Below are 12,801 nucleotides of genomic sequence, written 5' to 3' on the forward strand. Positions count from 1 at the left end.
ATGAAAGTCAATCGCGGGATGCGTCACACTGTGAACCCCGATGACGATGGTTGCCGTCGGGTGTGACACCGACTGCGGAGGACACGATGGCCAGCAAATTCACCGAGCTCGCGATCGACTGCGCGGACCGGCGGGCGCTGGCCGGCTTCTGGTGCGAGGTGCTCGGCTACGAGGTGCGGGAGGAGGACGACGAGATCGTGACCATCGGCTCGCCGGACGTGCCCGAGGGTCGGCGGCGTCTCGGCCCGGTGCCGCCGACGCTCACCTTCGCGCAGGTGCCGGAGGGCAAGGTCGTGAAGAACCGGCTGCACATCGACCTGAACCCGACGGACCGTGACCAGGGGGCCGAGGTCGAGCGACTGCTCGCGTTGGGTGCCCGCCGTGCGGACGTCGGCCAGGGTGACCAGCCCTGGGTGGTGCTGACCGACCTCGAGGACAACGAGTTCTGCGTGTTGGCCGAGCAGTGCCCCTGATCCTGCGCCCGAGGTGGTGTCCAGCCGCCGGGCGGTGCGTCCGCGCGCTCGGCGAGAAGCCATAATCGCTCGGGTGATCGGTTCTGCTGCCTGGCGCTCGTTCTCGCGCGGTCTGGTCGAGTTGGCGTATGCCGAGGCCGGCACCGGTGACCACCCGGTCGTGTTGCTGCACGGGCTGGCCGGCACCGCGCAGGAGTGGTCGGCCACCATGCGGGCCCTCAGTGGTTCGCGTCGCGTCGTAGCCCTCGAGCAGCGCGGCCACGGCCACTCCACCCGTATGCCGCAGGACGTCACCCGGGCCGCGCACGTCGCCGACGTCGTGGCGTTGATCCGGCAGCTCGGTGGTGGCCCGGTCACGCTCGTCGGGCAGTCGATGGGTGGTCACACCGCGATGCTCGTTGCAGCCGAAAACCCTGAATTGGTAGGCCAATTGGTGATGGTTGAAGCCGGCGTGGGTGGTGGCGGCGATGCTGCGACGGCACCGGTCGAGCAGTGGCTGCGCAGCTGGCCGGCGTCCTTCCCCGATCGCGACGCCTTCATCGACTTCTTCCGGAGCACCGGAAGTCCCGCGGCCGCGGAGGCGTGGGCGGACGGCCTGCAGTTCGACGCGGGCGGCCTGGTGCCGTGCTGGGATGCCGACGTGCTGGTCGAGGCGTTGCGTGCGGTGCACGTGCTGCCGCGGTGGCGGGCGTGGGAGTCCGTGACGGTCCCGACACATCTGGTGGTGGCCGAGCGCAGCGTCATACCGACCGAGGAAGTGGAACGCATGCGCCGTACAGGAGCGCATGTTGAGTGCACCACGATCGCCGATGCCGGGCACGACTTGCATCTGGACCAGCCGCAGGCGTGGCTGGAGACGCTGCGAGGGCTGGTCACCGACGTGCGGTGACCAGCCCTCGCATGCGATGCCGTCGGTGGGTCAGCCGGCGGCGTTCTCGGTGGTCGCGGCGGGGCGCTGGCCCAGCTCTGCGTCGAGACGGAGCAGGCCGGGACCGTCGTCGTTGATCAGCTTGATGCGACCGACGATCTCGTCAACCGTTGCTTCCTCCTCGACCTGCTCGCTGATGAACCACATCAGCAGCGGGCGCGAGTCGAGATCGCCGGCCTTGTCGGTCGCGGAGTAGAGGTCACGGATCGAGGCCGAGACCTTCTGCTCGTGCGCGAGTGCGGCTTCGAAGACGTCCAGCACCGACTTCACGGACACCTTGGGTGCCGATATCGCGCCGATGGACGGGTGATTGGCGCGATCGGTCAGGTGGTCGATGAACTTGTTGGCGTGGACGACCTCTTCGTCGGCCTGGTGGCGCAGCCAGGCGGCGATGCCGGGCAGGTCCTTGCTCTCCATCTCGATGGCCAGCTGGCGATAGACCATCGAGGATTCGAACTCCAGGGTGATCTGGGCGTTGAACTTCTTCTCGAGTGCGGCGCTCATCTTCATGCCGTCAGCGTATGTCGCGAGCGGCGTCGCCACCAGCAATGTTTGCCTTGCCACACTTGGGTTTGCCTCACCTCATTGCGATTTGGCGGACCCCTCGTCCTGCCGGACCAGCGACTGGTAATCGGGGTGTTTGTCGAGCCATGCCGCGATGAAGGGGCAGCTGGGAACGACGGTGAGGTCGCCCCGCGAGCGGACGTCGTCGAGCGCGTGGCGGGCGATCGCCGAGCCGACTCCCTTGCCCTCGAATTTCGTGTCGACCTCGGTGTGCACGAACGTGATCCGGTCGTCCGCGAGCTGGTACTGCGAGAAGCCCGCGAGCACCCCGCCGATGCGTGCTTCGTAGCGGCTCCTGTCAGGAGCGTTCTGCACTGTGATGTCGTCGCTCATATCTCCATCTTGGACCCGATCGCCCGCGATGTCGGGTGGATGTCAGTGCTCGGACATAGCGTGAAACGGGTCGACACGGTTGACACGGTTCGACACCGGGGAGAGGTGGCGCGGATGAGTGACGTGAACAGTTGGCTGCTCGAGGGGGATCCGTCGGTCCGATGGCAGGTGATGCGTGACCTGACGGACGCGCCCGGCGACGAGGTGGCTGCGCAGCGGGCGCGCGTTGCCACGTCGGGGCACGGCAGGCGCATTCTCGAGCTGTATGCCGACGGCGCCTGGGCGGGTGGCGCGTGCTTCCCGAGTCGGGACTGGCGGCCGCCGGACGGACCGATTGGTGACCCCGACGGGCAACCGTGGACGGCGACGTTGCCGACGCTGCGGCTGCTGCGGGAGTTCGGCGTGGACCCGGCAGATCCGCGCGTTGCGGCGGCTGTCGAGGGTGTGCGGGAGCACTGTCGCTGGGAGTATGACGACCTGCCCTTCTTCGACGGTGAGGTCGAGCCGTGCATCAACGGTGGCACGGTGTCGGTCGGTGCCTATTTCGGTCAGGACGTCGGCGGGATCGTGCAGCGTTTGCTCGGTGAGCAACTCGATGATGGCGGTTGGAACTGCGAAGCGGAGCGAGGCTCGACGCGGTCGTCGTTCCACACGACGATCTGCGCGCTGGAAGGTTTGCTCGATTACGAGCGTGCCGGTGGCGCCCTCGACGTGACGGCCGCGCGGCAGCGAGGCGAGAGTTATCTGTTGCAGCGCAACCTGTTTCGGCGGGCGAGCACCGGTGCAGTCGCCGACCAGGACTGGTTGCAGTTCTCCTTCCCGACGCAGTGGCACTACGACGTGTTGCGCGGTCTCGACTACTTCCGCGCGGTCGTCGGCACCCCCGATCCGCGGCTGGCCGAGGCCGTCGAGCATGTGCGGTCCAAGCGCCGGTCCGATGGTCGCTGGCCGCTGGAGAACACCCATCCTGGCCTGATCCACTTCGAGCTGGAGGAAGGCGACGGAGCGCCCAGTCGGTGGAACACCCTGCGTGCGCTGCGGGTGCTGCGCTGGTATGACGACGCCTCGAAAACGTCAGTGGCAGAAGGACAGTCCTAGAGCACGCCGAGCCGTTCCACCAACAGGCTGATGCGGGCCTCGGCATCTTCCGGGGGAAGCCGTCCCGCCCGGGTCAGCGTCGCCATACCGTGCAGTGCTGCCCAGAAGACCTCGGTGAAGAGATCGGGGTGGACACCGTCTCCCGCGACCGGCCCGAGGCTCTCGAGCAATGCGGCGAACGCGTCCTTGAGCGGCTCCGGGGTGTCCTCCATCGCGAACACCAGTCCGCCGTCGAGTTGGAAGATGGCGTCATACACGGCTGGATTCTGTTCGGCGAAATCCAGATACGCGCGTGCCAGGGCGGTGACCCGGGTCCGCGTGCTTCGCGTGCGGGCGGCAGCGGCGCGCAATGCCGCGGCCATCTCGGTGGCGCCTTCCAGGGCGACAGCGCCGACGATCTCGCGCTTGCCGCGGAAATGGCTGTAGAGGACGGGCTGGCTGTATTCGATGCTCTCCGCGAGCCGCCGAGTGGTGACGGCATCCCAGCCCTGCTTCTCGGCGATCTCGCGGGCCGTTGCCACGATCAGCCGCTCGCGATCGGCCCGCTCGCGTTGCTTTCGTTCTTGTACCGACATGACTGAATTCTAGCAGTGCTAGACAAGCAAGCAATAGCACTGCTAGCGTCATTCACATCAACTAGCAGCGCTAGATTCTTGGAGGAGCAACATGTTGAACACGCTCGAGGTCGTCACGACCGTGGTTGTCGGCGTACTGGTGGGGGTCGAGTTTGCGGTCGCGTTCGTGATGAACCCGATCCTCAACGCGCTTCCCGACGACAGCACCCAGCTCGGTCACGCTCATGGCGGCCGAATGCTCGGCGCCGTGATGCCGTTCTGGTACATCGGCTCATTGATCCTGGCCGCCGTGTGGGCGGTCGCCGGCTGGCAGAACGACGGCAGTGGTCTCGTTGTCATCGCTGCCGGACTGCTGATCCTCAGCGTCGTCATGTCGGTCCTTCTGCTGGTGCCGATCAACAACCGCAACAAGAGCTGGACCGCTGAGAACCGACCCGCCGACTGGAAGCAGCAGCTGAATCGTTGGCTCCGTTTCCATTACGTCCGCGTCGCCATCCTCATCGCCGCCTTCGCGCTTCTGGTGATCGCGCTCGTCTGAGCCGTGGTTGCCACCCACTTCCCCCTGATGGGAGTGGGTGGCAACCGGCGACCTCCATCAGCCGGCGACCTCCGTCAGCCGGTGACACCGAGGTGGGTGGTCTGCGGCGAAGGGATGGGCGGCTCATCCGGGTGAGTCGAGGGCGATGAGGACGGATTGTCCTTCGGACCGACCTGGAATGTCCGCGACACCGTCACCTTCTGCACATCGTTCTCCGCAGGACCGGTCGCGTACCACAGGTGCACCTTGACGATGTGTGTCCCCGGCGAAACCGGCACGGGATGCTGCAACAGCGGGTCGAACGAAGTGTGGATCGGCCGCAAGCGGGCGGCCGGGTCATCGACGGCGCGATCGCCGCTGCTGACCAGTTTGCCGTCCAGGTAGATCTCATGCGAGGTGAATTGGATCGGGTCGTCTCCGGCGTAGATGACACCGTCGATCCGGAAACCAGGCGCTCCGAGTCCGTGCACACCGACTTGGAGCGTCGGCGCCACGGTGACATGAGCGGCTGACGGTGACGTGTCGCTCGAGGACGAGGACGAGCTCGAGCTCGCGGTGCTGCTCGGGCTGGTGGTCGCGGATGTCGGGTCGCCCGACGGCGTGGTCGTGCCCGTCGAGGATCCTGTGGCAGAAGTGGAGCTGCCGGACGAACCCGAGTCGGCGTTGCTGGCGGTGGCCGTGGCAACCGCGCCGCCGCAGGTGATGACCCCCGCGGCAACGGCGACGAGGAACTTGTTGCGTGTCGTGTGCTGCATCGTCTTCCCCCAATATTTCGGTGAAGCGTCCCTGGGTGGGACATTGGGGAAGACGACCGAGCACCCGATCGGTTGCGCCGCGGCCGCCGATCTCGGCCGAAGTCGTAACGCGTCTACGACCGAGTAGGACCTCACCCGCGACGCGAGGCGATCACTGCGGCGGGCGCACCGACTGCTGGCTGGGCAGCTGGTCCTGGCGCACCAGGCCGACCGGGCAGGTCAGGCCGTTCGGGCCGTGATTGCAGTAGCCCGCCGGATTTTTGTGGAGGTACTGCTGGTGGTAGTCCTCGGCGTAGAAGAACGGACCCGCTTCGGAAGCCGGGCGGATCTCGGTGCTGATCTCGCCGAAACCGTTGTCGGAGAGAACCTGCTGGAATGCATCACGGGTTGCGATCGCGGCTTGCTCCTGCTCGGGCGTCGTCCAGTAGATCGCCGAGCGGTACTGCGTGCCGATGTCGTTGCCCTGCTGATTGGCGGTCGTCGAGTCGTGGTTCTCCCAGAACGCCTTCAGCAGCAGCTCGGGTGACGTCTTCGCCGGGTCGTAGGCCACCAGCACTGCTTCGGTGTGCCCGGTGCGCCCGGTGCAGGTCTCCTCGTAGGTCGGGTTGGGCGTGTAACCGCCCATGTAACCCGCGGCCGTCGCGACAACTCCGGGCTGCTGCCAGAAGATGCGCTCGGTGCCCCAGAAGCAACCCATGGCGACATACAACAGTTGCGTGCCGTCCGGCCACGGCCCCTGCAGCGGCGTGCCGAGCACTTCGTGCTTCTCGGGTATGCCGGGCAGTTGTGTCGGGCGACCCGGCAACGCTTCGTCGGGGGACACCATCGAGGTCTTGCGGCCGAAGAGGAAGCTCATGCAACGCACAACGAAAATGTGGGTCGAAGCCTTCCCAGCGGACCGTGCTTGATCTCGATACGCGGCAAGATCCGCACCGCACTCGATCAGCGTGCGGTCAGCAGTTCTTGTAACCCGTCTTCGCGCGCTTCTGCGCGGCGGTCTGCTTGTAGGTGCAGGTCGTGATCGTCGTGCGACCCTTCACCAGGTATGCCGTGTCGAGGGTGTTGTTCCAGACCATCGATCGGCTCATGCCCCAGTAGAGGTGGCCGGTGGTGTTGCGGCCCTTGCCGCTGTGCACGGTCACGATCTTGCCCGCGCCCAGCCGGAACGTCTTCGGGAAGCGATAGACGTGCTTCGATCCGCGGTCGTGGATCAGGTAGCCGGACAGGCTGATCGTCTTGCGGGTGACGTTTTTGACCTGGATGTATTCGCGGTTGAGCTTGGTCTGTGTGTATGGCGTGTCAGATCCCGGCTGGTCGGCGTAGAAGCGCGCGAACTTCAGCGTGGTGGCAGCGTGGGCCGGTGCCGCGAGGGGCACCGACATACCGACGGCGACGGACACGGCGACAAGGGTGGGTGCAAGACGACGCATGACGATCGGTCTTTCGGCGAGAAGGGCGTTACGGCGTGCTCGCCGGGTAAAGGAATAGTAAAGAGGTCGTCGTGCCGCGTCCAGTGGACGCACAGAAATTGCGCGGGCAGGTGAGAAGCCCGGCAGGGGAGAGAAACCGCTGGCCACATGCGGCCCGGATCCCGCAGGATCGGGCCATGCGCATCGCAGTCGTGGACGGACGATCCGACGAACCCGCCGACCGCCGACTCTTCGAGGGGTTCGTCGCGGCACAGGCGGCGTCGATGGCGTCGCTGCACGACGGGGCCAGCGGAGCGTGGTCCGTCGACGAACTACGCGAAATGCGTCGTTCCCGAACGGATTTCGTGTATGCCGACCGCGCGGCGCTCGTCGACGAAGACGTCGCCGGCATGCTCGCCGTCGCGCTGCCACAGCACGACAATCGCGACAAGGCGATGGTGATGCTGCACGTGCGGCCGGAGCATCGCCGTCGCGGCATCGGCGACGCACTGATGGCCGAGGCGGAAGCGATCGCGCACGCCCACGACAGGTCGGTGTTGATGGCATCGACGGACAGCGACGCCGGCCGGGACGACGTGGGCGAGACATTCGCCCGCCGCCACGGGTTCGCGCTGGCCCAGACGATGCTCGCCAGTCACCTGGCGCTGCCCGCGGACCGTCCGGCACTGGAACAGATGACGGCGAACGACCGAGCGGCGCCATACGAGCTGGAGGTGGCGTGGGACCGGCTGCCGACGGACTGGCTGGCCGACCGCGCCGTGCTCAGCGCGCGGATGAGCACGGATGCTCCGCAGGGCGACCTCAGCTGGGACGAGGAGACCTGGACCGCCGAGCGGGTGGCCGAGGATGCCGAGCGCGTGGTGAAGTCCGGTCGGCGCCTCCTCGAGGTCGTCGCGCGCGACACCGCGACCGCGCGGCTCGTCGGGTTCACGCGCATCACGGTGCCGATCGCCGAGCCGGAGGTCGGCTATCAGCAGGACACCCTCGTGCTGCGCGAGGCGCGCGGGCACGGTCTGGGGTTGCGGATGAAGGCCACTGCGGCTCTCGCGCTGATGGACGAAATGCCCGGCACTCGGAAGGTTCTGACCTGGAACGCCGACGACAACGGGTCGATGCTCGCGGTCAACCGGAAACTCGGTTGCACCGTCGACGGCATACAACGGGAGTGGGAGCGGAGGTTGGACACGTTCTGACCGCCGGACGCGAGGTGAGCGAACCCGCCCGCGCTCGATAGCCTGTCCCGGTGCTGACAGTGCAAGACGCCCTCATCCGCCTCCAGAAGTTCTGGACCGACCGCGGCTGCATGACCGTGCAGCCCTTCAACACCGAAGTCGGAGCCGGGACCATGAACCCCGCGACGCTGATGCGGGTGCTCGGGCCGGAGCCGTGGCGGGTGGCGTATGTCGAGCCGTCGGTGCGCCCCGACGACAGCCGGTATGGCGAGAACCCCAACCGCCTGCAGACGCACACGCAGTTCCAGGTCATCCTCAAGCCGGAGCCGGGCAACCCGCAGGAGCTCTACCTCGAGTCGCTCGAGGCGTTGGACATCGACATCCACGCGCACGACATCCGCTTCGTCGAGGACAACTGGCAGCAGCCGGCGATCGGCGCATGGGGCCTCGGCTGGGAGGTCTGGCTGGACGGCATGGAGATCACCCAGTTCACCTACTTCCAGCAGGTGGGTGGGCAGAACCTCGACCCGATCCCCGTTGAGCTGACCTACGGCATCGAGCGCATCATGATGGCGCAGCAGGGTGTCTCGCACTTCAAGGACATGCAATACGCCCCCGGCATCACGTATGGCGAGGCCTTCGGCCAGCAGGAATACGAGATGTCCCGCTACTACCTGGACGACGCCGACGTCGCGGCCAACCAGGAGTTCTTCGACCACTACGTGGCCGAGGCCAAGCGGATGATCGAGCAGCGGTTGCCCGTCCCGGCATACAACTATGTGCTGAAGTCCTCGCACGCCTTCAACGTGCTCGACGCGCGGGGCGCGATCTCGACGACCGAGCGCGCGAAGGCCTTCTCGACGATGCGCGGGCTCGCCCGCGACGTGTCGAAGCTCTGGATCGAGCGACGTGAGGAGCTGGACTTCCCGCTGCTGAAGACCGAGGCGCCGAAGGTGTTGGCCGGCAACGCCGTCCGGCATCCGGCGGATGACCCCGAGCACGTCGATGTCGCGGCCCTGCCCACCGATGACCAGACGCTCGCCGTCGAGTTCGGTGTCGAGGAGTTGCCGCCGCACGTCGTCGGTCAGGCGATCGACTTCGTCCGGGACACGCTGACCGAGCGGCTGGACGTGAGCCGGCTGACCCACGGTGCGATCGACGTCGTCGGCACACCGCGCCGCATCGTCGCCACTGTCGCGTCGTTGTCCGCGCACGAGCCCGACGCCGAGAGCCTGCGCAAGGGCCCGAAGGTCGCCGCTGCGTATGACGAGAACGGTGAACCCACAAAGGCAGCACAGGGATTCGCGCGCGGCCAGAAGGTCGATGTCGCCGATCTGGTGAAGGCGGAGTTCGACGGTGCCGAGCACGTCGCGGTGAAGGTGACCGAGACCGGTCGTGACGTGCTGGCAGTGGCCGGCGAGATCGTCGGCGACATCGTGGACGCACTGCGTGCAGACAAGAACATGCGCTGGTGCGACCCGCAGTTGTCCTACAGCCGGCCGGTGCGCTGGATCGTCGCGCTGTGGGGCGAGACGGTGGTGCCGGTGCATGCCTCCGAACTGTCCTCGGGCCGCACGACCTACGTGCACCGCACCGACGCCACGCCGCTGGTGCGCGTCGCGACCGCCGATCAACTGCGCGACGTCCTGAAGACGCACGGACTCGTCGTCGACCCGGCGACGCGTCGTCAGCAGGTCATCGACCAGGCGCGTGCGCTCGCCGAATCCGTCGGCGGCACAATCGATTTCGACGGCGAGTCGGCGCTGGTCGACGAGATCACCAACCTGGTCGAGGAGCCGCACGCCATCCTCGGCACGTATGGCGAGAAGCACCTCAAGCTGCCCGAGCAGATCCTCACCACGGTCATGCGCAAGCACCAGCGCTACCTGCCGGTGCGTGATGCGCAGGGCGCTCTGATGCCCTACTTCGTCACGGTCGCCAACGGTGACTGCGACGACGAGCTGGTGAAGCTCGGCAACGAGACCGTGCTGCGCGCCCGCTATGAGGACGCCGCGTTCTTCTACGACGCGGACCTCAAGGTCCCGCTCGCGGACCTGCGGTCCGGTATCGACAAGCTGACCTTCGAGAACCGCCTCGGCTCGGTCGCCGAGCGTGCCGACCGGATCAATGATGTGGCACGCGAAATCGCCTCCGCGGTCACGCTTTCCGCTGACGAGCAGCTGACGCTGGAGCGTGCTGGCGAGCTGGCGAAGTTCGACCTGTCCAGCCAGATGGTCATCGAGCTGTCCTCGCTGGCCGGCTTCATGGCGCGCGAGTATGCGACGAAGGCGGGGGAGACCCCCCAGGTCGCGCAGGCACTGTGGGAGATGGAGTTGCCTCGCACGACCGGTGACGCGTTGCCCGAGTCGACCCCCGGCGCGCTCCTCGCGCTCGCGGATCGCTTCGACCTGCTCACCGCGATGTTCGCCATCGGCGCCAAGCCGTCCGGCTCATCGGACCCGTTTGCACTGCGCCGCGCTGCCCTCGGCCTGCTGTCGATCTTGCGTGAGCACACCGAGCTGGGCGCGATCACCGTCGATGCGGGACTCGCCGCGGCGGCCGCGCGCCTGCGCACCCAGGGCATCGAGGTGTCGGACGAATCCATCGCTGCGGCAAAGGAATTCATTGTCGGCCGGTTCGCGCAGCAGTTGCGCGACGAGGGCGTGCCGGTCGGACTGGTTTCCGCCGTGACAGCGCTGGCCGCCGCGCCGGGTGTCGCGACGCAGGCGCTCGCCGACATCGAGTCAGCGCGCAAGGACGATCGCTTCGCCGGCCTGGTGGAGGCGGTCCAGCGGATCACCCGCATCGTCCCCGAGGGGACCTCTTCGTCATACGACCGGGCTCTGCTGGCCGGCGACGCCGAGAAGGCACTCGTGACGTATGTCGAGGAGCTGCCTGACCACGCGAACGACGCTCTGCCGCAATGGATCCCGGACGCGTTGCCGCTCGTGGCACCGCTGACGACCTACTTCGACGACGTCATGCTGATGGCCGACGACGAGCAGTTGCGCGCGTCCCGCCTCGGCCTGGTGCAGACGATCGTGGAGCGCGCACCCCGCGGCATCGACTGGCGGGCATTGAACTCCGCGCTATAAGCGGGTCGAGTGCCGGAGGAGCGCAGCGGGGGAGGTGTATCGAGACCTGGCTACTCGGTGCGCGCGAAGATCAGCGCCGTGTAGGGCGGCAGCGTCACGGACGCGATCGGCACGCCGCCCTGGTCCTGTGCGTCGGCGTCGTCGACCCAGGTGCCGGTGAAACTGTCGCTGTAGACCGTGGCGTCGGTGTTGAGGACCAGTTTCCAGCGCCCGGCGAAGGGGAACCGCACGCCGGCGTTCTGGTGCGTGGCGCCACTCAGATTGACCACGACGGTGACGTCATCACCGGGCCCGCCGTCCATCCACCGGTGATAGACGATCACCTTCGCGCCCTCATCGGCGTCGAGCACCTCGACGTGCCCTCCGGAGAGCCCACGCGTCATGTTGTCCGCGTTGCGGCGCAGCCGGATCAGGTCCTGATAGAGCACCGCGATGCCGTGGAACTCGCCCAGGCCAGACCAGTCGAGGGGCACGTTGTCGCGGAACCACTCGTCCTGCAGGAACTCCTGGCCCATGAAGAGCATCGGGATGCCCGGGGAGGTCAGTGTGAGCGCTGCTCCCAGGGTCGACGCCTTCTGCGCCCGCACGCTCGCGGGGTCGTTCGGGTCGGCCTCCTGGGGCACGCGTGCCTTGCCGTTGGCCACCTCGTCGTGCGACTCGGTGTAGACAACTCGCGCGAAGGCGTCGCCATACGACCAGGTGACCGCCTCGGCGACCGAGGCCATCGATCGCGCCGCGTCGTCGGCGGGGATGATCGCGTCCCGGATCGGGTGGACGAAGTGGTTGTCCCACTGCGAGTGGAAGCCGGCGCCGCCGTCGGCAGTCGAGGTGACCGTCGGATCCCCGTGCAGGTCCTCGGCGATCGACACACGGCCCGGGAAGTCCCGGCGGATCTCATCGTTGACCTCGCGGCACAGGAGGCGGCCCTCGGGGATGTTCTCCTCCGTCGCGTCGACGCTGCGCATGTATGGCGTCATGTCCCAGCGCAACCCGTCCGCGTGGTAGTTGGCCAGCCACATGCGTGCGTTGTCCGCGATGAACTGGCGCACCTCCTGGCGGCCGTAGTCCGGTCGGGTGTCACCCCACGGCGTCGTCGACCGCCAGTCCTGGAAGAAGTAGATGCCGCCCTTGCCATCCTCGCTCCAGCCGTCGAACTGCCACATGTCCAGGTCGGACGGGCCGAAGTGGTTGTAGACGACGTCGATGATCACCGCGATCCCGTGCTCGTGGGCGGACTTGACCAATCGCTTGAGTGCTTCGGGTCCGCCATACGCCGACTCGACCGCAAAGACGTGTGCCGGGTTGTAGCCCCACGAGTAGTCGCCCGCGAACTCCATCAGCGGCATCAGCTGAATCGCGTTGATGCCCAACGATTTCAGGTAGTCGAGCTTGGCGGCGACTTCATCCAGCCTGCCGACGCCCTCGCCGTCGCTGACGAACGACCCGACGTGGGTCTCATAGATGACGAGCTCGTTCATCGGTGGACAAATGAAACCGTCGTCGCCCCAGTCGAAGGTGCTGTCGTCGTAGATGACCGCGTTGCCGACCGAGTTGGTGCACTGGCGTGCGTAGGGGTCGATCCGCTGCGAGACGTTGCCGCCGCTGCTGATCGCGAACTTGTATTCCTGCCCCGGCTGCGCGCCGGCGACGTCCCCACTCCACACGTCGCCGTCCCGGGAGAGCTGGTCGGCAGCTTCGTCCCAGTCATTGAAATCACCGACCACGGACACGGTCTCGGCGTGCGGCGCCCACACCTCGAAGCGGGTGCCGTCGGAGTGAGGGTGGGCACCGAGTCCGCGGAAGTCGACGTCGCTCATGGCCGTCACCATGCCAGATCGAG

At 67.0% G+C, this 12,801-nt stretch carries 14 protein-coding genes; 7 read left to right on the forward strand and 7 right to left on the reverse strand.

Going from position 1 to position 12,801, the window contains the following annotated elements; all coding sequences use genetic code 11:
* The first annotated feature begins 86 nt into the window (after positions 1-86).
* A complete protein-coding gene (locus ACSZL9_RS08950) occupies positions 87-473 on the forward strand; it encodes a VOC family protein (protein ID WP_446665145.1) in 387 nt (128 codons plus the stop codon).
* Positions 474-546: 73 nt separating this feature from the next.
* The gene (locus tag ACSZL9_RS08955) at positions 547-1,362 is read left to right on the forward strand and encodes an alpha/beta fold hydrolase (RefSeq protein WP_446665146.1); all 816 of its coding nucleotides are present in this window, start codon (positions 547-549) and stop codon (positions 1,360-1,362) included.
* Positions 1,363-1,392: 30 nt separating this feature from the next.
* On the opposite strand, the gene ACSZL9_RS08960 is transcribed toward ACSZL9_RS08955, so the two are convergent.
* The gene (locus tag ACSZL9_RS08960; protein ID WP_446665147.1) at positions 1,393-1,911 is read right to left on the reverse strand and encodes a ferritin; all 519 of its coding nucleotides are present in this window, start codon (positions 1,909-1,911) and stop codon (positions 1,393-1,395) included.
* 72 nt (positions 1,912-1,983) lie between these two features.
* A complete protein-coding gene (locus tag ACSZL9_RS08965; RefSeq protein ID WP_446665148.1) occupies positions 1,984-2,298 on the reverse strand; it encodes a GNAT family N-acetyltransferase in 315 nt (104 codons plus the stop codon).
* A 114-nt stretch (positions 2,299-2,412) separates the two neighbouring features.
* On the opposite strand from ACSZL9_RS08965, the gene ACSZL9_RS08970 reads away from it, so the two are divergent.
* Entirely contained in the window at positions 2,413-3,396 is a 984-nt protein-coding gene (locus ACSZL9_RS08970; RefSeq protein ID WP_446665149.1) for a hypothetical protein, read from the forward strand.
* Here the strand turns inward: ACSZL9_RS08970 and ACSZL9_RS08975 are convergent.
* Positions 3,393-3,971, reverse strand: coding sequence for a TetR/AcrR family transcriptional regulator (locus ACSZL9_RS08975; protein ID WP_446665150.1), 579 nt, complete (start codon positions 3,969-3,971; stop codon positions 3,393-3,395). The genes ACSZL9_RS08970 and ACSZL9_RS08975 overlap by 4 nt on opposite strands.
* Before the next feature lie 91 nt (positions 3,972-4,062).
* Here ACSZL9_RS08975 and ACSZL9_RS08980 point away from each other — a divergent pair, with 91 nt between their 5' ends.
* On the forward strand, positions 4,063-4,509 hold the full coding sequence (locus ACSZL9_RS08980; protein WP_446665151.1) for an anthrone oxygenase family protein: 447 nt from the start codon (positions 4,063-4,065) through the stop codon (positions 4,507-4,509).
* 74 nt (positions 4,510-4,583) lie between these two features.
* Here ACSZL9_RS08980 and ACSZL9_RS08985 read toward each other — a convergent pair whose 3' ends face one another.
* A complete protein-coding gene (locus ACSZL9_RS08985; protein ID WP_446665152.1) occupies positions 4,584-4,979 on the reverse strand; it encodes a hypothetical protein in 396 nt (131 codons plus the stop codon).
* A 49-nt stretch (positions 4,980-5,028) separates the two neighbouring features.
* Here ACSZL9_RS08985 and ACSZL9_RS08990 point away from each other — a divergent pair, with 49 nt between their 5' ends.
* Positions 5,029-5,391, forward strand: a complete 363-nt coding sequence (locus ACSZL9_RS08990; protein ID WP_446665153.1) for a hypothetical protein — start codon at positions 5,029-5,031, stop codon at positions 5,389-5,391.
* A 24-nt stretch (positions 5,392-5,415) separates the two neighbouring features.
* On the opposite strand, the gene msrA is transcribed toward ACSZL9_RS08990, so the two are convergent.
* On the reverse strand, positions 5,416-6,120 hold the full coding sequence (gene msrA / locus ACSZL9_RS08995; RefSeq protein ID WP_446665782.1) for a peptide-methionine (S)-S-oxide reductase MsrA: 705 nt from the start codon (positions 6,118-6,120) through the stop codon (positions 5,416-5,418).
* A 97-nt stretch (positions 6,121-6,217) separates the two neighbouring features.
* On the reverse strand, positions 6,218-6,694 hold the full coding sequence (locus ACSZL9_RS09000) for a lamin tail domain-containing protein (protein WP_446665154.1): 477 nt from the start codon (positions 6,692-6,694) through the stop codon (positions 6,218-6,220).
* Positions 6,695-6,870: 176 nt separating this feature from the next.
* Here ACSZL9_RS09000 and ACSZL9_RS09005 point away from each other — a divergent pair, with 176 nt between their 5' ends.
* Together ACSZL9_RS09005 and ACSZL9_RS09010 are read left to right on the forward strand one after the other, a co-directional pair.
* The gene (locus ACSZL9_RS09005) at positions 6,871-7,887 is read left to right on the forward strand and encodes a GNAT family N-acetyltransferase (protein WP_446665155.1); all 1,017 of its coding nucleotides are present in this window, start codon (positions 6,871-6,873) and stop codon (positions 7,885-7,887) included.
* Positions 7,888-7,937: 50 nt separating this feature from the next.
* Positions 7,938-10,961, forward strand: coding sequence for a glycine--tRNA ligase (locus tag ACSZL9_RS09010; RefSeq protein ID WP_446665156.1), 3,024 nt, complete (start codon positions 7,938-7,940; stop codon positions 10,959-10,961).
* A gap of 50 nt (positions 10,962-11,011) precedes the next feature.
* Here the strand turns inward: ACSZL9_RS09010 and ACSZL9_RS09015 are convergent, their stop codons facing one another.
* Positions 11,012-12,778 (reverse strand): alpha-amylase family glycosyl hydrolase, encoded by a 1,767-nt coding sequence (locus ACSZL9_RS09015; RefSeq protein WP_446665157.1) that lies wholly within the window; start codon positions 12,776-12,778, stop codon positions 11,012-11,014.
* Between the last annotated feature and the right edge of the window lie 23 nt (positions 12,779-12,801).

Source organism: Flexivirga sp. B27, assembly GCF_052905685.1.